The 23,815-nt window shown below is 35.8% G+C and carries 22 protein-coding genes and 1 tRNA gene; 20 read left to right on the forward strand and 3 right to left on the reverse strand.

Annotated elements, in window-relative coordinates; genetic code table 11:
- Positions 1-197: 197 nt before the first annotated feature.
- The 18 genes from rny (at position 198) to RCG20_RS18675 (ending at position 19,024) form a co-directional block, all read left to right on the forward strand.
- Entirely contained in the window at positions 198-1,757 is a 1,560-nt protein-coding gene (rny, locus tag RCG20_RS18590) for a ribonuclease Y (RefSeq protein ID WP_308181619.1), read from the forward strand.
- Positions 1,758-1,926: 169 nt separating this feature from the next.
- Positions 1,927-2,724: a TIGR00282 family metallophosphoesterase gene (locus RCG20_RS18595; protein ID WP_308181620.1), complete on the forward strand. Its 798-nt coding sequence runs from the start codon at positions 1,927-1,929 to the stop codon at positions 2,722-2,724.
- Between the two features lie 168 nt (positions 2,725-2,892).
- Positions 2,893-3,153, forward strand: a complete 261-nt coding sequence (gene spoVS / locus RCG20_RS18600; protein WP_308181621.1) for a stage V sporulation protein SpoVS — start codon at positions 2,893-2,895, stop codon at positions 3,151-3,153.
- A 185-nt stretch (positions 3,154-3,338) separates the two neighbouring features.
- Positions 3,339-4,268 (forward strand): dipeptidase, encoded by a 930-nt coding sequence (locus RCG20_RS18605; RefSeq protein WP_308184396.1) that lies wholly within the window; start codon positions 3,339-3,341, stop codon positions 4,266-4,268.
- 292 nt (positions 4,269-4,560) lie between these two features.
- Positions 4,561-6,312 carry a 2-oxoacid:acceptor oxidoreductase subunit alpha gene (locus RCG20_RS18610; protein WP_308181622.1) on the forward strand — a complete coding sequence of 584 codons (1,752 nt, stop codon included), beginning with the start codon at positions 4,561-4,563 and terminating at the stop codon, positions 6,310-6,312.
- Positions 6,299-7,165 carry a 2-oxoacid:ferredoxin oxidoreductase subunit beta gene (locus tag RCG20_RS18615; RefSeq protein WP_308181624.1) on the forward strand — a complete coding sequence of 289 codons (867 nt, stop codon included), beginning with the start codon at positions 6,299-6,301 and terminating at the stop codon, positions 7,163-7,165. Before RCG20_RS18610 ends, RCG20_RS18615 begins: the two co-directional genes overlap by 14 nt.
- 325 nt (positions 7,166-7,490) lie before the next feature.
- Positions 7,491-9,038: a tRNA (N6-isopentenyl adenosine(37)-C2)-methylthiotransferase MiaB gene (gene miaB / locus RCG20_RS18620; RefSeq protein ID WP_308181625.1), complete on the forward strand. Its 1,548-nt coding sequence runs from the start codon at positions 7,491-7,493 to the stop codon at positions 9,036-9,038.
- A gap of 1 nt (position 9,039) precedes the next feature.
- Positions 9,040-9,501 (forward strand): YlbF/YmcA family competence regulator, encoded by a 462-nt coding sequence (locus RCG20_RS18625; protein WP_308181627.1) that lies wholly within the window; start codon positions 9,040-9,042, stop codon positions 9,499-9,501.
- A 310-nt stretch (positions 9,502-9,811) separates the two neighbouring features.
- Positions 9,812-10,357, forward strand: a complete 546-nt coding sequence (locus tag RCG20_RS18630) for an outer spore coat protein CotE (protein WP_308181628.1) — start codon at positions 9,812-9,814, stop codon at positions 10,355-10,357.
- Positions 10,358-10,665: 308 nt separating this feature from the next.
- Positions 10,666-10,866, forward strand: coding sequence for a hypothetical protein (locus RCG20_RS18635; protein WP_308181629.1), 201 nt, complete (start codon positions 10,666-10,668; stop codon positions 10,864-10,866).
- A gap of 252 nt (positions 10,867-11,118) precedes the next feature.
- On the forward strand, positions 11,119-11,319 hold the full coding sequence (locus RCG20_RS18640) for a cold-shock protein (RefSeq protein ID WP_308181630.1): 201 nt from the start codon (positions 11,119-11,121) through the stop codon (positions 11,317-11,319).
- Between the two features lie 483 nt (positions 11,320-11,802).
- Complete coding sequence (locus RCG20_RS18645; protein WP_308181631.1) at positions 11,803-12,351, forward strand: 3D domain-containing protein; 549 nt, start codon at positions 11,803-11,805, stop codon at positions 12,349-12,351.
- Positions 12,352-12,709: 358 nt separating this feature from the next.
- On the forward strand, positions 12,710-13,885 hold the full coding sequence (locus RCG20_RS18650) for an FTR1 family iron permease (RefSeq protein ID WP_308181632.1): 1,176 nt from the start codon (positions 12,710-12,712) through the stop codon (positions 13,883-13,885).
- Between the two features lie 18 nt (positions 13,886-13,903).
- Positions 13,904-14,497, forward strand: a complete 594-nt coding sequence (locus RCG20_RS18655) for an iron transporter (protein ID WP_308181633.1) — start codon at positions 13,904-13,906, stop codon at positions 14,495-14,497.
- Positions 14,498-14,640: 143 nt separating this feature from the next.
- A complete protein-coding gene (locus tag RCG20_RS18660; protein ID WP_308181634.1) occupies positions 14,641-15,885 on the forward strand; it encodes a Fe-S-containing protein in 1,245 nt (414 codons plus the stop codon).
- A gap of 13 nt (positions 15,886-15,898) precedes the next feature.
- Entirely contained in the window at positions 15,899-17,197 is a 1,299-nt protein-coding gene (locus tag RCG20_RS18665; RefSeq protein ID WP_308181636.1) for an ABC transporter permease, read from the forward strand.
- A gap of 8 nt (positions 17,198-17,205) precedes the next feature.
- Entirely contained in the window at positions 17,206-18,336 is a 1,131-nt protein-coding gene (locus RCG20_RS18670) for an ABC transporter permease (protein ID WP_308181638.1), read from the forward strand.
- Between the two features lie 13 nt (positions 18,337-18,349).
- Entirely contained in the window at positions 18,350-19,024 is a 675-nt protein-coding gene (locus tag RCG20_RS18675; protein WP_308181640.1) for an ABC transporter ATP-binding protein, read from the forward strand.
- 199 nt (positions 19,025-19,223) lie between these two features.
- Here the strand turns inward: RCG20_RS18675 and RCG20_RS21795 are convergent, their stop codons facing one another.
- A complete protein-coding gene (locus RCG20_RS21795) occupies positions 19,224-19,595 on the reverse strand; it encodes a phosphatase PAP2 family protein (protein ID WP_374120487.1) in 372 nt (123 codons plus the stop codon).
- A gap of 624 nt (positions 19,596-20,219) precedes the next feature.
- Here RCG20_RS21795 and RCG20_RS18685 point away from each other — a divergent pair.
- Positions 20,220-21,101, forward strand: a complete 882-nt coding sequence (locus RCG20_RS18685) for a FixH family protein (protein ID WP_308181642.1) — start codon at positions 20,220-20,222, stop codon at positions 21,099-21,101.
- A gap of 482 nt (positions 21,102-21,583) precedes the next feature.
- Positions 21,584-22,441, forward strand: a complete 858-nt coding sequence (locus tag RCG20_RS18690) for an AraC family transcriptional regulator (protein WP_308181643.1) — start codon at positions 21,584-21,586, stop codon at positions 22,439-22,441.
- 225 nt (positions 22,442-22,666) lie between these two features.
- Here the strand turns inward: RCG20_RS18690 and RCG20_RS18695 are convergent.
- Positions 22,667-22,740: transfer RNA gene (locus tag RCG20_RS18695), tRNA-Arg, on the reverse strand.
- Between the two features lie 100 nt (positions 22,741-22,840).
- On the reverse strand, positions 22,841-23,812 hold the full coding sequence (locus RCG20_RS18700) for an NERD domain-containing protein (protein WP_308181644.1): 972 nt from the start codon (positions 23,810-23,812) through the stop codon (positions 22,841-22,843).
- Positions 23,813-23,815: the final 3 nt, after the last annotated feature.

A 23,815-nucleotide genomic window follows, 5' to 3' on the forward strand; every position in this document is an offset into this window, starting at 1 on the left:
ATGTTAAAAATGGTAAAAGGACTAACCCTTGACAATGAATATTCGCACCCTTACAATTAACATGTATATTTTACATTTTTGGGAATATGGAAATTTTTTTAGAAGCCTTGGTGCTTGCTGTGTATGTTGAGTCTAAACAATGTACATGCCGACACTTAAAAATGTAGCAAAAGTTCATAGCAAGAGGAGGTGTAACGATGGAATTAACTAATGTCATCTCCATTTTGCTTGGTCTAATCGTCGGTGCCGTTGTTGGCTATTTTATTCGTAGGTCTATTGCTGAAGCAAAAATTGCAGGAGCAAAGAATGCTGCTGTGCAGATTCTTGAGGATGGAAAGCGTGAAGCTGATTCATTGAAAAAAGAAGCCCTGTTAGAAGCAAAAGACGAAATTCACAAGCTTCGTAGTGAAGCTGAGCGTGAGGTTCGAGAACGAAGAAATGAACTGCAAAAACAAGAAAACCGTTTACTGCAAAGAGAAGAGAATTTAGATCGAAAAGATGAATCGGTAAATAAACGTGAAGCTCTTTTAGAAAAGAAGGATGATTCTCTTAACCAAAGACAACAGCATATTGAACAGATGGAAAGCAAAGTGGACGAGTTGATACGAACACAACAAGCTGAACTTGAACGTATTTCTAGTTTGACACGTGAAGAAGCAAAGTCGATCATTTTAGATCGAACTGAAAAAGAACTTTCCTATGATCTTGCCGTAATGATCAGAGAAAGTGAAAGTCGTGTGAAAGAGGAATCCGACAAGAAAGCAAAAGAAATATTGTCGCTGGCAATCCAGCGTTGCGCTGCTGACCATGTGGCAGAAACAACTGTCTCTGTTGTAAATCTTCCAAATGATGAGATGAAAGGTCGGATTATTGGCCGCGAAGGTCGAAACATCCGCACCCTTGAAACACTTACAGGAATTGATTTAATTATTGATGATACTCCTGAAGCGGTTATCCTATCAGGATTTGACCCGATCCGTCGTGAAACAGCTCGCTTGGCACTTGAGAAACTTGTCCAAGATGGTCGTATCCATCCAGCCCGCATTGAGGAAATGGTGGAGAAATCACGGCGTGAGGTGGATGAATACATCCGAGAAGTTGGTGAACAAACAACATTTGAAGTTGGTGTTCATGGTCTTCATCCAGATCTTATCAAAATTCTTGGTCGTTTGAAGTATCGTACAAGTTACGGACAAAATGTATTAAAGCATTCAGTGGAAGTAGCACAGCTTTCAGGCTTACTTGCAGCTGAACTTGGAGAAGATGAAACATTAGCACGCCGGGCCGGATTACTACATGATATTGGGAAAGCCATTGATCATGAAGTGGAAGGTAGCCACGTGGAAATTGGGGTAGAACTCGCAACAAAATATAAGGAACACCCAGTTGTTATTAACAGTATAGCTTCACACCATGGTGATACAGAAGCAACATCTGTCATTGCAGTGCTTGTAGCAGCTGCTGATGCATTGTCAGCTGCTAGACCTGGTGCACGAAGTGAAACTCTAGAAAATTATATCAGAAGACTTGAAAAGCTTGAGGAAATTTCTGAATCCTATGAAGGTGTCGAGAAATCATTTGCAATTCAAGCAGGTCGTGAAGTGAGAATTATTGTAAGACCCGAAGCGGTAGACGATCTTTCTGCACATCGATTGGCACGCGATATTCGCAAACGAATTGAAGAAGAGCTTGATTATCCAGGACATATCAAAGTCACGGTAATCCGTGAAACACGTGCTGTAGAATATGCGAAATAAAGCGATGCATTTGCATCGCTTTATTTTTTAGCTAATCTGGTCTTCTTAGTATGTCTTGCACAAACAGCTCAGCTTCTTTAGGTGTCCTTGTACTCTTCTTAGACATTTCGAGTGGTGAAACAATTTGTATAAAGAAGAATTGAATTTTTAAAAAAGAAAGGGTAATAAAATGAATTTACTATTTATTGGAGATGTTGTTGGTTCTCCAGGCCGTGAAATGATAAAAGAGTATGTCCCAAAATTGAAAGAAAAGTTTCGACCACAAATAACGATTATAAATGGTGAAAATGCTGCGGGTGGAAAGGGTATAACGGAGAAAATATACCGAGAATTTTTAGAAACTGGCGCCCAAGCAATTACGCTTGGAAACCATGCTTGGGACAATCGGGAAGTCTTTGAATTTATTGATGATGCAAAATATTTAGTTCGCCCTGCAAATTTTCCAGAAGGTGCACCAGGAAAAGGAATTGTTTATTTGAAATTAAATGAGTTAGAAGTGGCCATTATAAATCTACAAGGTAGGACATTTATGAATCCACTTGACTGCCCATTTAAAAAAGCTGATGAACTAATTGAAGCTGCTCGTGCGAGAACGCCATTTATTTTTGTGGATTTTCATGCGGAAGTAACAAGTGAGAAGCAGGCAATGGGATGGTATTTAGATGGAAGAGTTTCAGCGGTTGTAGGAACGCACACACATGTCCAAACAGCGGATAATCGAATTTTACCTGGAGGAACTGGATATTTATCCGATGTCGGGATGACAGGAGCTTATGACGGCATTCTTGGTGTTGAAAAAGAAGCTGTACTAAAAAGGTTTTTAACAAGCCTTCCCGTTCGTTTTGAAGTTCCAACTTCGGGTAGAAACCAACTAAGTGCTGTGTCAATTGAGCTTGATCGAAAAACAGGATTTACAAAAAAGATCGAACGTATTTTAATTAGTGATGATCATCCATTTTATTCTTAATTCAAGAAAAAAATAGATCCTTACTAGCCCTATTCCCTTTGCTTTTTTTGTTCAAGCTGGAATAAGTCTTTTACCCAGCGAATATAGTAGCAGTGGAATATTATATATACCTGATTTGTCCATGAAACTGCTCATGCGGTATCGGGATTATACAAGGAGGAGCTAGTAATGGAAATATTAAAAGTTTCAGCAAAGTCTAATCCTAATTCTGTAGCTGGTGCGCTTGCCGGAGTTCTGCGAGAAAAAGGTGCAGCAGAAATGCAGGCTATTGGTGCGGGCGCATTAAATCAAGCTGTTAAAGCAGTTGCGATTGCTCGAGGATTTGTAGCACCTAGCGGAGTTAATTTAATTTGTATCCCTGCATTTACCGATATTTTGATTGATGGGGAAGAACGCACAGCTATAAAACTTATCGTTGAACCACGATAAAAAAATGAATAATGGGATCTGCTTGAATCAAACAAGCAGGTTCTTTTTTATTTTAACTAATCGGAATTTATATCCATAAATTCTGCTAGTGCATAAGGGCAATTATGCCTAATCATCTATATTAAATACCTTTGTTAGGTAATGTATTTTGAGTTTGAGGTAGAAAGGCAAGAAGGGAGTAAATGATGAGAATTTTTGATGCTCACTGTGATGTATTGTATAAAATGTTTAAAAACCCTTCAATAAAATTTCAAAACTCAGCTAGTTTACAAGTGAATGGAGAGCAATTAACAGCTGCAAATGTTAAAATTCAAGGTTTTGCCATTTATGTATCGCCAAATATTCATCCGAACCTTCTATTTGATGCAGCTTTACACATGGTGGAATTATTTTATGAAAAAATTATAAAACCAAATCCATTTATAAAATTAATTACAAGAACAGAGCATATAGACATGCTGGATGATGATCAAGTGGGGGCCATTCTAACGTTGGAAGGCTGTGACGCAATTGGCAGAGATTTACTGAAGCTCAAAACCCTTTTAAGACTAGGTGTTTCATCGGTTGGTTTAACATGGAATAATGCCAACAGCGTAGCCGATGGTGCGCTAGAAGAAAGGGGTGGAGGATTAACACAATTTGGAAAAGAAGTGATTAGACTTTTAAATGAAACGAATACATGGTGTGATATATCACATTTATCAGAGAAGGGATTTTGGGATGTGATCGAATGGGGGAATCACCCTTTTGCATCACACTCTAACTGTTATTCTCTATGCCCACATCCCCGCAACCTAAAGAATGACCAAATTAAAGCAATTATTGAAAGGGATAGTGTAATGGGGGTTACCTTTGTACCGCAATTTTTATCAGGACAAAATGAGGCATCGATTATAGATGTTTTGCGACACGTAGAACATATTTGTGAACTAGGTGGTGAAAACCATATTGGATTTGGCTCGGATTTTGATGGAACGGAACATATTGTATCAGGGCTTACTTCGATTGGAGATTACTTCCTATTGATCAATGAACTACAAAAATATTATTCCGAAATACAAGTATCTAAGTTTTTATATGAGAATATGAAAAAAAGATACCCACGTCGTATATAGGATAAAACCATGAAATACCGGTGATTAAGCTTTGTTTTTGATTTATGATCAGACTAAATAGTGACTAAATTTCAAATAATAAAAAAACATTCAAATTTTAGACAATAAGTGGAAATGAGGGGTTGCATTTTTGGACACATAGGTCTAGAATTGTAAGCGTTTAGTACGTATCCTTTAATCTACTTTTCTATTCTATTTAGAAAAAAATGGAATTCAATTCTAGTGATTTAAGGAAATGTCCTAATAAAAAATAGTTTCACAATCTTTTTACATATCCAAAGGGGTGTAAGTCATGATCAATCAACTTTCATGGAAAGTTGGCGGACAACAAGGAGAAGGCATTGAAAGTACAGGGGAAATATTTGCTATTGCACTAAATCGACTAGGATATTACCTGTATGGTTTTCGCCATTTTTCGTCACGTATTAAGGGTGGACATACGAATAACAAAATTAGAGTAAGTACATCACAAGTGCGCTCAATTTCTGATGATCTTGATATTCTTGTGGCATTTGATCAGGAAACAATCGATGTAAACTATGCTGAATTGCACAGTAAAGGTGTCATCATGGCCGATTCCAAATTCAATCCGAAAAAGCCTGGGGACACTGAAGCAAGTATGTATGCGGTTCCATTCACTGAAATGGCAACTAAATTAGGTACTTCACTAATGAAAAACATGGTTGCAATCGGTGCAACTTCCGCTGTTTTGGATCTTGATATTCAAGTTTTCAATGAAGTCGTGAATGAAATTTTCGGCAAAAAAGGCGAGCAAGTTGTTGCAAAAAACATGGAAGCAATTAAAGCAGGCTATGATTATATGAAAGAAAAGCTTAATAACGTTCAGCCGATGCAGCTTGAAAAAGCTGATGGTAAAAAACGGATGTTTATGATTGGAAACGATGCCATTGCACTTGGTGCGCTAGCTGGAGGCTGTCGTTTTATGTCGGCTTATCCAATTACTCCGGCATCTGATATTATGGAGTACTTAATTAAAAAGCTTCCTCCACTTGGCGGTGCTGTTATTCAAACAGAAGATGAAATTGCAGCTTGTACAATGGCTATTGGTGCGAACTATGGTGGTGTTCGAGCATTAACTGCGTCATCTGGCCCAGGGCTATCATTGAAAATGGAAGCAATTGGTTTGTCTGGTATGACAGAAGTGCCATTAGTTATCGTTGATACGCAACGTGGCGGTCCATCAACAGGCTTACCAACAAAACAAGAACAATCAGATTTAATGGCGATGATCTATGGAACCCATGGGGAAATTCCAAAAATCGTTCTTGCGCCAAGCACTGTTGAGGAAGCATTCTATGACTCAGCTGAAGCTTTCAACCTTGCTGAAGAATACCAATGCCCAGTCATTGTTCTATCAGACCTTCAACTTTCATTAGGTAAACAAACTGTAGAACCGCTTGATTATAACAGAGTAGAAATCAGACGTGGAAAGCTTGTAACAGAGGAAATTCCAGCTGATGAAAATGGTGGCTATTTCAAACGGTACGAAGTTACAGAAGACGGAGTTTCACCACGTGTCATTCCTGGTATGAAAAATGGAATTCACCATGTTACAGGTGTAGAACATGCTGAAACGGGTAAACCATCTGAATCACCAACAAACAGGATAGCACAAATGGATAAACGTTTCCGCAAAATTGAAAATATTCGCTTTGATAGACCTGTTCATAAATATGAGCCACATCAAGAGGCAGATGTTTTACTCGTCGGATTTAATGGAACAAGAGGTGCGATTGAAGAAGCTATCACTCGCCTAGAAAATGAAGGCATGAAAGTGAATCATGCACATATTCGCTTAATCCATCCGTTCCCATCTGATGAAGTTCTTCCAATGGTTCGTTCTGCTAAAAAAGTAATCGTAGTAGAAAATAATGCTACTGGACAGCTTGCAAATATCATGAGAATGAATATTGGTCATGTTGAAAAAATCACTAAGTTCTTAAAATATGATGGTAACCCATTTTTACCACACGAAATTTATTCAAAATGTAAGGAGTTGTTTGTTCTAAATGGCCACATTTAAAGACTTTCGTAATGATGTAAAACCAAACTGGTGCCCCGGCTGTGGCGACTACTCTGTACAAGCTTCAATTCAACGTGCGGTAGCAAATGTTGGTTTAGAACCTGAAAATTTAGCAATTATTTCTGGAATCGGCTGTTCCGGTCGTATTTCCGGTTATATCAAATCATATGGTTTCCATTCAATTCATGGTCGTTCACTTCCAATTGCCCAAGGTTTAAAAATGGCTAATCGCGATTTAACCGTTATTGCCTCAGGTGGAGATGGAGACGGATTTGCAATTGGTATGGGTCACACTGTCCATGCGATTCGTCGTAACATGAACATTACGTATATTGTTATGGATAACCAAATTTATGGGCTAACAAAAGGCCAAACATCACCACGTTCTGCAGTTGGTTTTAAAACAAAATCTACCCCAATGGGATCTGTAGAACCGCCGATTTCTCCAATGGAGTTAGCATTAACAGTTGGTGCAACTTTTGTTGCTCAGAGTTTCTCAACCGATTTGAAGGAACTTACTGAATTAATTGAAGCAGGAATCAAACATGAAGGTTTCTCTTTAATTAATGTATTTAGTCCATGTGTAACCTATAATAAGGTTAATACGTATGATTGGTATAAAGAAAATCTTACTAGCCTAAGTACTATTGAAGGTTATGATGCTAATGATCGTAATGCAGCAATGCAAACAGTAATGAAATATAAGGGCCTCGTGACTGGTCTTATTTATCAAGATACAGAGCGTCAATCATATCAGCATTTACTTGGTGGTTATTCACAAGAGCCGCTTACTCAAGCTGATTTAGGACTTAACCCTGTACATTTTGACAAATTAGTTTCAGAATTTATGTAGCCATTAAGAAATCCACGGATTAAAATCCGTGGATTTTTTTTGCGAATTTTGATTTAGCCTTGTTGATTCCTTGGATGAATAGAAATATCTTATAGGCAGCAAAGTCGAAATTCATGATTAATTACAACAATTTATATATATTCTGGTTTTGTTTATGAATATGATCCTTGATTTTCTATTGTTTTCATGCTCTTAAACCTTTATACTATTGTAATGTGTAGAGTCTAGCTGTACCTTTATTAAACCCTTAAAAGGAACAGAATACCAATTTTAATATTAATAGATGAAGTGGAAGAAATTCTTATGGAAAGGGGATACAACCCAAATGAATGAGGAACAGCGATTGGAAAACCAACAAGTAGAGTCTACTAATTCTCCGGACAAAAAATCCACAGAGGATTATAGTAAATATTTTGACAAAGTCATGACTGCACCTTCTCTTAAAGATGCAAAACAACGTGGGAAAGAAGAAGTTAAGTACCAAAATGACTTTGCCATTTCAGAAGAATTTCGTGGAATGGGTGAAGGCCGCAAATTTTACATACGTACGTATGGCTGTCAAATGAATGAACATGATACTGAAGTAATGGCAGGAATCTTCATGGCTTTAGGCTATGAACCAACAGAAAGTGTGGAAGATGCAAACGTCATTTTATTAAATACTTGTGCAGTTCGTGAGAATGCTGAAAATAAGGTATTTGGTGAACTTGGTCATTTAAAAGTGCTTAAATTGGAAAAACCTGATCTCCTCCTTGGAGTATGCGGTTGCATGTCACAGGAAGAGTCTGTTGTTAATAAAATTCTGAAGACATACAATTTTGTTGATATGATTTTTGGTACACATAATATTCATCGTTTGCCAAATATTTTACATGATGCTTATATGTCAAAGGAAATGGTTGTTGAGGTTTGGTCTAAGGAAGGGGATGTAATTGAAAACCTTCCAAAGGTTCGCCGTGGGAAAATTAAAGGCTGGGTAAACATTATGTACGGCTGTGATAAATTCTGTACGTACTGTATCGTTCCATATACTCGTGGTAAAGAGCGGAGCCGTAGACCTGAGGAGATCATTCAGGAAGTCCGCCATTTAGCAGCCCAGGGCTTTCAAGAGGTAACCCTTCTTGGACAAAACGTGAATGCTTACGGTAAGGACCTAGAGGATCTGTTTAACTATCGTCTTGGTGATCTTATGGATGACTTACGTAAAATTGATATTCCACGGATTCGTTTTACAACAAGCCACCCGCGTGATTTTGATGATCATCTAATTGAAGTTCTGGCAAAGGGCGGCAATTTAATGAATCATATTCATTTGCCTGTTCAGTCAGGATCAACAGAAGTTCTGAAAATTATGGCTCGTAAATATACAAGAGAACAATATTTAGAGCTAATTCGTAAAATTAAGGCTGCAATTCCGGATGTTTCGTTAACAACTGATATAATTGTAGGCTATCCGAATGAAACGGATGAGCAGTTTGAAGAAACATTATCATTATACAAAGAAGTAGGTTTCGAAACTGCCTATACATTTATATACTCTCCACGAGAAGGAACACCTGCAGCAGAGATGCAAGATAATGTTCCAATGAATGTGAAAAAAGACCGCTTACAGCGCTTAAATAGCCTTGTTAATGAATCTTCAGCAGAAGCGATGAAAAAATACCAGGACCAAATCGTTGAAGTTCTTGTCGAAGGTGAAAGTAAGAATAATCCAGACGTGTTGGCAGGGTATACAAGTAAGAGTAAGCTCGTTAACTTTAAAGGTCCTAATTCAGCGATAGGTAAAATTGTCAAAGTGAAGATTACTCAAACAAAAACATGGTCATTAAACGGAGAAATGATTGAACAACAAGAACCAGTTGAGGTGAAATAAGATGGCAAAATATACAAAAGATGATATCGTAGCACGTGCAATAGAATTAGCATCAATGATTTCGGAAACAGATGAAGTAGATTTCTTTAAACGTGCAGAAGCAAAAATTCATGCAAATGAAAATGTTCGTACAATGATTTCGGACATTAAAGGACTACAAAAGCAGGCAGTTAACCTACAGCATTATGGGAAACCTGAAGCTTTGAAAAAAGTGGAAGATAAAATTGCTTCAATTGAAGAAGAAGTAGATTCCATTCCCGTTGTTCAAGAGTTCAAACAATCCCAACTTGAAGTAAACGAATTGCTACAACTAATTGCTTCGACAATTTCGAATACTGTAACAGATAATATTATTATCGCCACAGGCGGAGATGTCTTACGTGGTGAAACAGGTGCAAGCATGGAACATGATGCAGCATGCGGTTGCGACCACGATAATGAAGACCACGATCACAAGCATTAAAATGGAAACCAGGCTTAATATAAGCCTGGTTTTTTTAGCTAATATCAGAATTTATATTCATAAATTTCTGCTCACGCATAAGGACAACTATGCTTGTCATCGCACTTAGGGGACTCGCCAAACGGCGAGTTTTCTTTATCTACGTAAAATCCCTCTAATAAAAGTCCAATCTAGGTGGAACATACCCCAAAATCCCGCATAAAATGAACTATGACTAAACTTTTATCCACTATTCACAAAAAAAAATCGCACAAGAGTCTAGAAATCAGCATAGGATGAAATGAAACTGAATGAGGAGGGTTCGCTCGAAATGGGAGAATACAGAGAGATAATTACCAAAGCAGTCGTTGCCAAAGGACGGAAATTCACCCAGTCCAATCATACGATTTGCCCGGCGCATAATCCAACAAGCATCCTTGGCTGTTGGATCATCAACCATAAATACGAGGCGAAAAAAGTCGGTAAGACGGTAGAGATACGCGGCCATTATGATATCAACACTTGGTACTCCTATAATGATAATACAAAAACAGAAGTAGTTACCGAAAGTGTTACTTATACTGATGTCATAAAGCTAAAATATCGCGACCATGACAGTATGGATGACAGTGAAGTTATCGCACGTGTCTTACAACAGCCAAACTGTGTCGAAGCAGTCATTTCTCCAAATGGCAATAAAATTATCGTCAATGTGGAAAGAGAGTTCATTGTTGAGGTTATTGGAGAAACAAAAGTTTGTGTTGCCATCAACCCTAATGGATGCTCTTGTAATGACGATGAGTGGGGAATGAATGTTGACGATGAAGAGTTCGATGAACTTAATCCCGATTTCTTAGTCGGCTCTGAAGAAGAATAAAGACACTAGGAAGTTTTTTCTTCCTAGTTTTTCTTTTTAGCTAATCAGAATGTATATCCATAAATTCTGCTAGCGCATAAGGGCAACTACGCCTAATCATCGCCCTTAGGGGCTCGCCGATCAGCGAGTTTTCTTTATTGTTGTCTTTGAAATGTTTATTGTATTATGGCTCATTTGTGTAACAAGTTTCACACGAATGAGCCATAAATCTTTTTTTCAACAGTATAATTTAACGAAGCATTTATTATTTTTGAACGAATGATTTCCAGAGTGAATTAGCATCCTATTTTTTAGGAGGTGTTTTAAAAATGGAACCATCTCAGCCTGGGAATAATCAAATGCCTAATTTTGATCACTTAAACGATCGGGTGATCGCTCAGAAAACATCAACACCGACATTGGTGATCAAGACGAATCTTGATCCAAAGGATTCAACTGAAAATAACCCATACTACCCTGATAAGAACGCAAAAAATCCAAAACTTTTTAGAGATTATTTTGAAGAGTAAAGTGGGTAAAAGTAAGGAAAATCTAGACGTGAAACTGTTAAATTTATTTTAAAATTAGTGTTGGGATGGCATTAGTAAAATTAACGTAAAAAATGTGTTAAATGAAACAAATTTACGCTCATAATATTGCCTTTCGATTAAGGAAATGGTATTGTTAAGGGGAATTATTTTTGTTCTGTTTTTTCATCATGAAATGACGTTGAGCAAGAATAGTAATACAATGTGTTTGGTTAACACTAGGAGGCAACAAAAATGGAAAAAGGTAAAGTAAAATGGTTTAACTCTGAAAAAGGTTTTGGATTCATCGAACGCGAAGGTGGAGAAGATGTATTTGTACACTTTTCTGCAATTCAATCTGAAGGTTTCAAAACTTTAGATGAAGGTCAAGAAGTTACTTTCGACGTTGAGCAAGGAGCTCGTGGACCACAAGCTGCTAACGTACGTAAAGCTTAATCCAACATTGACTATTCAAAACAGACTCTAATTCATTAGGGTCTGTTTTTTGGTGTTAAGAAATGTGTAAAAAGGGGTTAGCATTCTGTCCCTCAAGGTTGTTTGATTTTGACTAACATCCAAATAAAAAACCCTGCTCAAAAATGAGCAGAGCGTATGTCATATAAAGTAAAATGGTTAAAGTCATTATAACACAACCACCATAAAAAGATATGAATATAAAAAAATTAAAATAAACCATCATCCTCCAATCTGACAGTTCAGAAAAAAGTCGGATGACATTATCTTGGTAAATCTATTTTAGGACTTTAAAATGGAATCAAATCCAGCCCGAATAGGTGATTTTTATCCCCATTACCCCTTTCTATTATTACAATGTTTTATTCTAATAAAACTAATTGTAACTAAACTAGTAACTGGCTGAAATGCTCCTGTAACATTCATATGTTATTTTTGATATAACGTAAGAATGGGGGACTGAATTTGAAGAAACTTTTAATAGCCTTTAGTTCAGCGTTTCTTTTATTATTTGGATTTCAAAATGGAGCGTTAGCAGCATCCAATACATATTTAGTGAAAAGCGGAGATACATTAAGTAAAATTGCCAAAACATATAAAATATCTGTTGTACAATTAAAAAGCTGGAATCACCTTACATCTGATATTATTCACCCAAAGCAATCTTTGAATATATCTGCAGTAAAAAGTAGTACGCAAACAAAAAAGGCGCAGTTAAATGTGGTAAAGGAAATTACCGTTAAGGCGACTGCCTATAATGTCAGTTGTAAAAAATGCAGTGGAATCACAGCTACTGGAATTAACCTAAAGAAAAATCCGCAACAAAAAGTGATTTCGGTTGACCCTAAAGTAATTAAATTAGGTACGAAGGTTTATGTTGAGGGTTACGGATATGCTATAGCTGCTGATAAAGGAAATGCGATTAAGGGAAATAAAATTGATGTTTTTATCTCGTCCCATAAGGAAGCCTTAAAATGGGGGAGTAAAACTGTAAAAGTAAAAATATTGAAATAATGGAAGAGCCCTTCTCGAAAAAAGAGAAGGGCTCTTTTATTGTAAATTTTATCCAAGAGAAGGTCTCTTTTAAAATGTTCCGCTGGTCCGGTGTGCATTTTAGTTAGAGTACCTTCTTTTTTCACTATAAAGCTAGATCAAAAAAGTTGTTTACATGTAGCTAAGTGAAAAAATCTAATTTATTCGGACTATGATAAACAGATTAGTTAATTTTAAACTATGTTCATTTTTTTGTAACAATTTCGACAAAATTTTATGTTGTTTTTATACCATTCTGCCAATATAATCGTAAATGTAGATAAATGATAATGATTATCATTATCATTATCATTATTAATTTAAATTGGAGGTGAAAAACTTGAAGAAGTTAATTGTTGTACCTATTCTAATTTGTATCATGCTTGTTTCCCAACCGGTTTCTGCAGCGACATCTTGGATGGGTGTAGTCTCCAAAATTAGTGGATATCTAAATAGTGCGATGGTGGAATATAAAAATGGGGACCCAGTAAAAGCAAAAAGTTTGGTAAATGAAGCATACTATGGACCATTCGAAAGTGAACGAATGGAGCAGGCTATACGAATAAATATCTCTGCCAAACGGGCGGCTGAAATTGAATTTCAGTTCAATACGATTAAAAAGAAAATCAATGCTGGGGCTGATATAAAGAGTATCGAGCAGGAGAAAGACTCCTTAATGAAAATGCTCAATACAGATGCTTTTGTATTGTTGAAAGCTGAACAAGGTTCTGGAGGGCTTTGGCTCTATTCACTTCTGATAATTGTAAGAGAAGGAGTAGAAGCAATCTTGGTGATTTCTGCCATTACTGCCTATTTGATTAAGTCAGGGAATTTAAACAAAGTAAAAGAGGTATATCAAAGTACTTTTGTTGCTATCTTGGCCAGTTTTCTAACAGCTTATCTATTTCGAACGATCATTCATGTTAGTGGAAAAGGTCAGGAGGTATTAGAAGGATCTATCCTCATTATTGCAATGGTCTTCTTGTTTTCAATGGGCTACTGGATGTTAAGGAATGCTGATCCAAAACGATGGAAAAATCATATTGAAGGGTTGGTAAAAGATTCACTTACAAATGGAAAGAGAATGATGCTATGGATGGCAGTTTTTCTTGCCGTTTACCGTGAGGGAGCTGAAACCGTTCTATTTTACCAGGCATTACTAGCCGATTCGTCAGGGGATACAAACCAGATCTGGCTCGGTTTCATTGTAGGTGCAATTATTCTTATCGTTTTATTCTTTGTTATTCGTTTTACAAGTACACGTTTACCGCTACGACCATTCTTTATTTTTTCAGGCAGCCTACTTTATGTTCTTGCCTTTATTTTTGCAGGCGAAGGGATAAAAGAGTTACAAGCTGGAGCAGTAATAAGTAACTCGTCAATTTCGGGCTTTCCGACAATTGGAACACTTGGGGTTTTTCCAAGCTGGGAAGGGGTTGGCATGCAATCGTTAATGATAATCGTTACGATTATCGCACTTTCCTTAAGAAAAAAGAAAATAGATAAAAATACATAAAAAAAGGGGCAAACAAAAGTGAAAAAAGGAATACTCGCAGCAACATTTATTAGCACATTCATATTATTAGCTGGTTGTGGAAGCACGAGCACTAACGATACTACATCACAGACAAAAAAATCAGCACATAATACACATGGAAAAGTAGTGAAGGAAATTCCAACTGGCGATTCCATCGAGAAGGAAGGAATGGATATTGCTGCTGTGTACTTTGAACCAGCAGAAATGTACCCACCTGAAAAAGCGGGATTGCAACCTAATGAGGCAGATGTTCACCTTGAGGCAGATATAAAAGCAACAAAAAATAATAAGACTGGCTTTGGTGCCGGTGAATGGATGCCATTCTTAACAGTCAACTATAAAATTAAAAACCTTGATAACGGAAAAGAATCGTCTGGTACATTCATGCCGATGAATGCTTCAGACGGTCCTCACTATGGTTCAAATATCAAAATGTTTGGTGCCGGAAAATATAAGTTAAGTTTATCAATTGAATCACCTGAAAAACAAAACTATTTATTACATGTCGATAAAGGAACAGGTGTAGATGGGCAATTTTGGAACAAACCGGTTGAAGTAGAATGGGAATTCCCTTATATGCCTAAAAAATAATAGTAGAGTTGGCTATATGTAACTCCCCCTAGAAATAGCATAAAACGAAAATCTACTAGGTCAATTGTTAAATAGTGTGGGTAAGGGGATGGAACTTTTCAATTGGGCCATTCCCTTTTTACCAGAAAGGAGATGAATAGAGATTGTTAGAATTCTTATCTCTCATTATAAAATTAGGTATGGAATTTATATTTATTATCATGCTGCTGGCTATTTTTTTGGAGCAACGCAAATTACAAAGTCTTGTATCATCTCTATTTAATGGAAGTCTTTTGGGAGTTGTAGCAGCTACTTTCATATATATTATAAAAAAATATGTTGTAAGAATGGAAATTATGGATGTAGTAGAAAAAGGGCTAGTATTTCTATTCATTATTTTATGTCTGATTTGGGTTTTTTCGCAATTTCGACTCCAAATAGATAAATACGGAAAATATCTCCTTTTTCTTTTTTCTTTTATTTACGCACTAGAACAATTCGAAATTGTTTTGCTTACTACTGTTCCACAACTATCAATGGCAAATGGAATGAATTCTGAATGGATTGAAAAGATGGGCTATTCAATACTAGTTATCATCCTTTTCCTTTTAATGGCCCTAGGGATGAAATATCTTGGTCCGAAATTGAATAATCGTTTTGTATTTATCCTTTTAATTTTTCAAATACTAATTCTATTTTTATATGAATTAACTGAGCTACTTCAAACACTTTTCGGCCTGCAAATAATACCACTTACTATGTGGGCATTAGATATTTTGGCTCCAATCGTAAATCATAAGGATTATTTTTTCTACATATTAACGATTGCAATCATTTCCTTTTTGTTTGTAATTTTTCTCTCGATCTACCGTCATTTTAATTTTGTTGACTCTAACAATGTTAATCCAGCAGAAAGGCGGAAATTCACTGCCCAATCACTTCGAATTAGACGCTGGTTTTATTGTTTAACAGCTATTCAAATCATCTTTTTTTCTTTCCTTGCCAGTGTTCAAATCAGCCAAGCTAAAGAAGTGACTGCAGACCCTCCGATTGAGGTTACTGCAAAGGGTGGATATATCCATGTTTCTCATGAAATGGTACAGGGGAAAAAATTGAATGTCTTTTCGTATCGTTTTCCTGATCATACGGAAGTCCGGTTTTTGGTAGCTGGAAAGACGAACCAAAATTATAGTGTTGCACTTGATGCATGTTCAATTTGTGGTGTGGCTGGTTACTATCAAAAGGGTGACCAAATTATCTGTAAAAAGTGTAATTCAGTTATAAATGTTAATACGATCGGCTTTACGGGTGGATGCAATCCAATTCCAATGGTGTATGAAAATAAGGGAAATGGAGAGTTAGTCATACCAGTTTCTGAATTAGTAAAATCAAAATCATTATTTCAGTAAGGGGTGAATTCGGATGTTTCTCCGTTTGCTATATAAGACTTTTACAAGAAGCTTCAAGGATAAATTCCTGATTATTTTAACTGTTGCATTTGGAGCATCCCTTGCTTCTTTTATGCTAAATTTCTCCTTAGATATCGGTGATAAGATGAATCAGGAACTAAAATCATATGGGGCGAATATTCAGATAGAACCTAAAATGGATACAATTCCAGTAGAAATGGATGGAATGAACATAAATCCGCTTGGTGATCAGGCATTTTTGAAAGAAGAAGACTTATCACAGCTAAAAAAAATCTTTTGGGCAAATAATATTCTTAATTTTGTTCCGTATCTTGAAACGACTGGTAAACTAGCGACAAAACAAAATTCGGTTCGTCTGATTGGTACTTGGTTCAATAAAACGATTAAGCAAGACGGTGGCAATGCTTCAATCATGGGGCTGTCAACAATGAAATCATGGTGGAAAATAGATGGGGAATGGCCAAGTCAGAAAATAGGAAGCACTGAAATAGTTGTAGGAAAAGAAGTAGCAGATGAACTGAACATTGAAAAGGATAAAAATATAAAAATAGAAACTAATTCTTTAAATGGACCAAAATCAATTTCCCTTCATGTTGTTGGAATAATAGATGCTGGTGGAGATGATGACAAAGTCATTTTTGTTCCATTAAATACGATGCAAACTATTTTAGATCTACCTGGGAAAATTAGTAGTTTAGAAGTAAGTGCCTTAACGGTTCCAGAAAACGAACTTGCCAAAAAGGCGGCTGAAAACCCCTCCTATTTAGGAGAAAAAGAGTATGAGTCATGGTATTGTACAGCATATGCCAGTACAATTGCTTATCAAATTGAGGAAGTAATGAAGGGATCTGTCGCAAAACCAATCCGGCAAATTGCTCAATCAGAAGGTGTAATCCTAAATAAAATAAAATTTATGATGTTTATTATCTCTAGTATTGCCATCATTTGCTCAGCAATGGGGATAACAAGTTTGATGAATAGCAAGATTTCAGAACGTGGAAAAGAAATTGCACTTATGAAAGCACTTGGTGCAACCGAAGCTTCAATTGTGTTTCTCTTTATTAGTGAAGCTATCATTAGTGGGTTGATCGGAGGAATTGCGGGTTATGGGATCGGAATACTCCTAACTCAATTTTTGGGCCAAGATATTTTTGGATCTGTAATTGACATTAAACTAATCGGATTGCCAATCATTCTGTTACTTTCAATTGTTATTACTGCAGCGGGGAGTTATCCTACCATTCGGAAGATCATACGCTTAGATCCCGTCAGTGTACTCAAAGGGAGGTAGAAGGAAAAGTGCATAAATATAAATTTTTTTCGAAATTAGTGTTAAGAGCTCTATTTTACAGAAGGATCAATACAATCGTGGCCTTGCTTGCGATTATTTTAGGTACAAGTGTTATCGGCGGTTTAGTGAACATTTACTATAATATAAATGAAAAAATGAGCAAAGAGTTTCGTGCATATGGAGCGAACATCCTTATCTACCCAAAAGATCAATTTGTGAAGATTAAGATGGATAAAGTAAAAGAGATTAATAGAAATATTCCTAATTCCAAAGTCGTTGGTATGGCTCCAATGCAATATTCGGTTGTTCAAATCGAAGATAAATCTGTTGTGTTAGTGGGAACATGGCTGGACCAAATGAAGAATGTAAGCCCATATTGGAGTATTGATGGTGCCTGGATTAGTGACAGAAACAATTTAAAAGAAGCAATGATTGGAGTTAATGTAGCTAAAAAATATAATATTAAACAGGGGTCAGCGATTGAAATCTCAAATCAAAGCAAGCGTAAGTTCTCGATTAAAGTTAAAGGTATTGTGTCTTCCGGTGGCAAGGAAGATAATCAAATTTTTGTAAACACGGGATTAGCAGAAAAGATATCAAAAAAGAAAACAGCTGATATTATTTTAGTAAGTTTATTAGAAAAAGGGTCAAAGCTTGCAAAGGAATCGAGTAAACTACAAACATCAATATCTGAAATTAACGTAAAACCGATTAAGCAAATGGAACAATCAGAAGAAAAAATGCTAGTAAAGATTCAACGGCTGATTCGCCTAATTGGAATTATTATTTTCGTGATCACTATCCTTACGGTTTCTACGACAATGATCAGTATGATAAATGAGAGAAGAAAAGAAGTGGGGTTAAAAAAAGCATTGGGTGCATCAAATAAACTATTACTTCTTGAATTTTTGGCTGAAGGCACATATATCAGCTTAATTGGAAGCACCTTTGGTATAATAGCCGCATTCTATTTGTCTCAATTAATAGGAAAAAGCGTATTTGATGCGGAAATTTCCTTTCAGTACAACATTATTCCCTGGACCTATATGATAGCACTATTTATCGTCGCCATTTCTTTCTTTATTCCAGTTAGAAAAATAATGGAAGTTGATCCAGCCAATACATTAAAGGGAAATTAGAGGAGGAATGAAGGTGTCTATTCTGGAAATTGACCAAGTAACGAAAAGGTATGGAAGTCTTCATGTTCTTAAGGATATGCAATTAACGGTTACCGAGGGGGAATGGGTAGCTATAATGGGCCCATCAGGTTCTGGAAAAAGCACGCTATTGAATATTATTGGCTGCATGGATACCCCGTCACTTGGATCAGTGAAAATTAGGGGTATAGAAACGGCCCATTTAAACAAAAAGCAGTTAACAGAACTACGAAGGGATACAATTGGCCTTGTATTTCAACAGTTCCATTTAATACCCCATTTAACAGCCCTTGAAAATGTTATGTTAGCACAGTATTACCATAGTATCCACGATGAAAAGGAAGCAACGGCTGCCTTGGTTCGTGTTGGACTCGGAGAAAGGCTCAACCATCTTCCTGGACAATTGTCTGGAGGAGAACAGCAAAGAGTATGTATCGCAAGAGCACTTATAAATTATCCATCATTAATCCTCGCCGATGAACCGACTGGAAATTTAGATGATGAAAATGAGCAAATCATTATGGATGTTTTTAAAGAATTACATCGTGAGGGACACACCATTATTATGGTAACACATGATAAAGAGGTAGCAGAAAATGCCCAAAAAATCGTGATGTTCGAATATGGGAATATAACAGAAATTATCGAAAATAAGAAAATAGTAGTATAGGTCTTAAAACATAAGGAGCAAAGGTATATGCTAAAACCTTTGCTTCTTGTGCTATATTTTTAAGGTTTACTTCTATATCGTTTGATTTGAAAATCAATTATTAAAATTAAATCATAAATTTGCTTAGAGACTTATCCCGGAAATGGTGCCTTGAAAATATTTTGTTTTTTTGAAAAAGTCCGTTACAAAAATTCTTATTTCAATCCTTTAAATACACAGTATGCTCTTTTTTTGACAGCTTACTAAAATGAAAGAGCTCGAACACTATTCCATAGGTTAAAAGGGTTAACATTAAAGCACCGAAAATATCCAAAATAACATGTTGTTTTACAAATAGGGTAGAAATTATAATCATTGTTCCAGTAATGTAAATGAAAATAGAATGGAGAATGTGTTTAATTTTAAGATGAAGGTAGCCAAGCATGATGGCAAGAGATGTAAGGACATGAATACTTGGAAAACAATTATAGGGTAAATCACGACTATAAATTAGTTGGACGAGCTCAATAAGAAAGCTGTTTCCTTCAAGTTTTGGACGGGGAACGGTTGTTTGAAAGAAAAAATAAATCACGAAACACACCACTTCACCTACAACCATGACTGTTAGTGTTTTTACGAAAACTTTTGTATCTTTAAAACAAAAATAAATAAGATACCCAAGAACAAATCCATACCAAAATAGATAGGGCAATATAAAGATTGGCAGAAAGGGCACCTTGGAATCGAATTTGGTTAAAAGAATGATCGGATTAGTTGAATGTGAATTAAGGCTATTGTAAATGGATCCTAACAAGGGTAACACAAGCAATAGTAATAAATAGGGAGTTTTTCTGAATTTATTTCGCGTTGTAATCTCCCCCTTTCTAACGGGGCAAAAATTTAATTATTTTATTTTCAATGTACTAATTTAGGCTATAGGGAAACCAATAATTAAATAGGAGTTTTATATTATAATATAAACTGGATTTTTATTGGTTACACTTACTTTTTGATTGTTGAAAAAGGCTTCAATAAAGGTTTATTGATTTGTGTGAAGGTCATCACAGTATTACCCTTAACCTAAAGTTATAATTAGTCTACTGGTGAGTGGAAAAGAAAAAACCTACTAATTATGACAAATAAAGATTTCAATTGTACTTATTTTTTGGGACTTCTTGAAATTTACATCATTAAAATTATTGTGAGGTTGGATAAAATGAATAGAATCATTGTCTACATTATTAGCCTAATGCTAGTTTTTATAGCTGGATGTGAAGGCTCAACTAACTTGCAAGTGAAGCTTTATACACCAAAATTATTTACTCCTGGGACTCCTTATGCAATGCAATTTACTATTGTGGACAAGCAAGGTACTCCTGTTAAAGGGGCTAAGGTTAGTGTCAATTTAAATATGAAAAATATGGATCATGGAACAATTCCTGTTACAGTAGATGAATTAGGGGATGGCAAGTATCTTGGAACCGCTAATTTATCAATGAATGGTGAATGGTTGGCAGACATTAAAGTAGAAAATGGCGGCAAAAGTTTCGAGGAAGAAAAACAATTCTCTGTTGAAGTAAAAACGATGGAAAATGCTCATAAAGTTACAAAACATGTTGCCCTTCCTAATTTTAAACTGATAGATGAAAATGGAAATACAGTGACCAAACAGGACCTTATTGGTAAAACGGTCGTAATGACGTTTACTTATGTGAACTGTGTTGATCCGAATGCATGCCCGATTTTATTAGGTAATTTCACGAATTTACAGCAAGATCTAAAAATGAAGGGTAAAAATACCGATAATTTATTACTTGTATCAGTATCGGTTGATCCCGACAAGGATACACCTAAGGTATTGAAGGAGCATGCTCAGAAAATGAACTTCGATTTGTCATACCTTAAAATGTTGACTGGTGATCTAAATGAAGTAAAAAAACTGACCAGTACACTAGGGGTGCACTTTGAAAAACAAGGATCTGTGGTTATGCATGATAATAAAACATTTGTATTTAATCAGGCTGGAACTTTAACGCATGAATTCTCAGGCAGCTACATCAATCGAGATGAGTTGTTAGAAGTTGTTGGCGGAAAGTAATCCAATTTTTTTAAAAAACAGATGCTATGTTGAAATATATTTTTTGATAAAAACGGTTTTTGTTGTGTGTAACCTCGATGACTCACGCCTTTCAGATATGCTGAAAGGTTGCTTAAAATGAGCCGAAAATCAGCAAAGTTTTTTAACATAGTCATAATAAAAGTAATTTTGAAAACCAGTAGAAACATAAAAGCAGCCAAGTTATTAAAACTTTGCTGCTTTTGTTGAATTAGTGGCAATAATACCTAAAACTAGAGCTAACCTATCAAAAGCCCTTTGGTTAATATAGATATATACTAGTTATATTGAGTATAATGTGTTTTGATAGTGATGGGTTAGTGAAATTTTAAATAATAATTTACTAGTTATTGAACGTATAGACAAGATCAAACTAAATAAGTAATACCTGTCACTAGATAGCATTTAAAGACAGGGCAAATAAGAGAAAAACATTTAATATAAAAATTGAAAGGAGAGACTTTATGGACTGGCTTAACGCAATGAACGATGCAGTAGAATATCTGGAGGCTAACATTACAGAAAAGCTTGATATTGAGAAAGTGGCGAAAATTGCCTTGTCATCTACGTTTCACTTTCAGCGAATGTATTATATGTTAACGGGTGTTACAGTTGCTGAATATGTACGCAGAAGAAGGCTCACACTCGCTGCACAGGATATTTTATCTGGTGAAAAAATCATCGATGTTGCTTACAGGTATGGATATGAAACGCCAGAAGCATTTACAAAAGCTTTTAAAAAAATGCATGGCATAAGTCCTTCGGTCTCGCGCAAGCCGGGAACAAATCTCATGGCATATCCAAAACTTTCCTTTCATATTTCAATAAAAGGAGATAAAAATATGAATTATAAAATTATTGAAAAAGGAAGCTTTTCAGTAGTTGGCAAACAAACAAGAATATCGGCTGTTGACGGAGAAAACTTTAAACAAGTACCTAAATTCTGGGACGATTGCATGAACGATGGTTCATATGAGTGGCTTCGCTCGAAGGCAAGTAAGTTGGGTGTCATGGGTGTAAGTATGGATTTGCAGAATTTTAATAACGGATTTTTTACTTATTTGATGGGAATTGAAAAAATCAAAGACACCCTCCCTAAAGGGTATACTTCAGTAACGATTCCGGCAGCAACCTGGGCTGTTTTTGAATCTGCTGGACCACTGCCTGGAGCTATTGGGGATATTACTAGAAGGATTTTCGCCGAGTGGTTCCCTGCAACAGGATATCAGCATGATTGCGCACCAGAGCTTGAGGTTTTTCTTGAAGGTGACATATACTCTTCGGATTACAAATGTGAGGTTTGGATTCCTGTTAAGAAGTAATTGGGATGGAACTAACAAATGGCGGTTATCTGTTTTCGATTGATACATTTTAATGGGATTGAGGATAAGTTAGTTAAATTTGCCGTCACATAAAATTAAACGATAAATTAAATGTAAAAAAGTGAAGTTCTCTCATATTTAAGAGAGGCTTCTTTCATTTTCGGCAATAGCCAAACTGTTATATTTAACAATAATAAAAAGCCTTGATAAATCAAGGCTTTTGAATGTCCCAGAGAGGATTCGAACCTCCGACCTACAGTTTAGGAAACTGTTGCTCTATCCTACTGAGCTACTGAGACGTATTTTAAAGGAACGTCTCTTATTATAGATAGTTAATTGGAAAAGGTCAATAAAAAGTTTACTAAATGGCCTTCTTTGATGAAGGCCATTTAGAATCAATTATTTTTCTAAATTTTCCAATGGCAATGTATTTGGGAAGTATGTTCGACCTTTGTTTGTTCCAGAATTATTTAAATCACACATTAGAAGTAATTTATAAGCTATATTTGATGATTTACAAGAAGTGAATTTTCTAAATTCCTCGTTCGTAATTTTAGAATTAAACAATAAAAAATAATCTTGAAGACCATATAAATGTGCATCCTTAGAAAAGGTTTGGCAGGAGGGGCAAAACCATTTCCTCTTTTCACGAACAAGGGGTAAAAAAGAACAGTTTGGACAGTGGATCCCGGTTATTAATTCTGACTTTTTTATACCATACTTTTCGAAAATATAGGCTGTTGGAGGAGTATTCATTTTAATGAGTGTGCGGCTTACCTTACGAAGATCTTTTGAAGTGAGGATCTCATCAGTGTATATTTTTTTAAAAACTTCTATTTTCTTTAGGAAACTGTGTGATTTACATACCCTTTGTTTAATTTGAGTATTTTTTCCAATAAATGAAAGGATTGAATGGGGATTAGTGAAGACAATTAAATAATCAACAATCAGTGTAGGGAATAGTTTTTTAAAATATTCTTTTTGTCTTTCTGCTTGAGCAATTGGATCTGCATATCCTTTTTCTGATCCATTAACGATCTGGATAAACTGATCATTATCCGTATCGAAAATCAATTTGCCTGCCATATTTTTGATTTCAATAATGAGAGCGTAATTGGATGAAAGAAGAAGGGTGTCAATTTGGCAATTATACTTGCCGTCAGGAAGGTTTAAATCGTGGATTATCATGTACTTTTTCTCATCCAGTGAATTTAAATAGAAGTCGAAGGATTCTTCACCTTTAAAACCTGCTATTCTTCTGGAAAGTTCCACCAAAATTTGAGGGCGTTTTATGTGGTTTTTTGGTAGTCGCCTCAATAAAGCTGTTAAAATTAAAATTTTTAATGGAATTGTTCGTTTTTTTGCAATCAAAAT

The organism is Neobacillus sp. PS3-40, assembly GCF_030915485.1.
Taxonomy (GTDB): domain Bacteria; phylum Bacillota; class Bacilli; order Bacillales; family Cytobacillaceae; genus JAUZPL01.

Coding starts and splice junctions, on each gene's coding strand:
- rny (WP_308181619.1), top strand. CDS start 198: ATGGAATTAACTAATGTCATCTCCATTTTGCTTGGTCTAATCGTCGGT.
- RCG20_RS18595 (WP_308181620.1), top strand. CDS start 1,927: ATGAATTTACTATTTATTGGAGATGTTGTTGGTTCTCCAGGCCGTGAA.
- spoVS (WP_308181621.1), top strand. CDS start 2,893: ATGGAAATATTAAAAGTTTCAGCAAAGTCTAATCCTAATTCTGTAGCT.
- RCG20_RS18605 (WP_308184396.1), top strand. CDS start 3,339: ATGAGAATTTTTGATGCTCACTGTGATGTATTGTATAAAATGTTTAAA.
- RCG20_RS18610 (WP_308181622.1), top strand. CDS start 4,561: ATGATCAATCAACTTTCATGGAAAGTTGGCGGACAACAAGGAGAAGGC.
- RCG20_RS18615 (WP_308181624.1), top strand. CDS start 6,299: ATGGCCACATTTAAAGACTTTCGTAATGATGTAAAACCAAACTGGTGC.
- miaB (WP_308181625.1), top strand. CDS start 7,491: ATGAATGAGGAACAGCGATTGGAAAACCAACAAGTAGAGTCTACTAAT.
- RCG20_RS18625 (WP_308181627.1), top strand. CDS start 9,040: ATGGCAAAATATACAAAAGATGATATCGTAGCACGTGCAATAGAATTA.
- RCG20_RS18630 (WP_308181628.1), top strand. CDS start 9,812: ATGGGAGAATACAGAGAGATAATTACCAAAGCAGTCGTTGCCAAAGGA.
- RCG20_RS18635 (WP_308181629.1), top strand. CDS start 10,666: ATGGAACCATCTCAGCCTGGGAATAATCAAATGCCTAATTTTGATCAC.
- RCG20_RS18640 (WP_308181630.1), top strand. CDS start 11,119: ATGGAAAAAGGTAAAGTAAAATGGTTTAACTCTGAAAAAGGTTTTGGA.
- RCG20_RS18665 (WP_308181636.1), top strand. CDS start 15,899: ATGTTTCTCCGTTTGCTATATAAGACTTTTACAAGAAGCTTCAAGGAT.
- RCG20_RS18685 (WP_308181642.1), top strand. CDS start 20,220: ATGAATAGAATCATTGTCTACATTATTAGCCTAATGCTAGTTTTTATA.
- RCG20_RS18690 (WP_308181643.1), top strand. CDS start 21,584: ATGGACTGGCTTAACGCAATGAACGATGCAGTAGAATATCTGGAGGCT.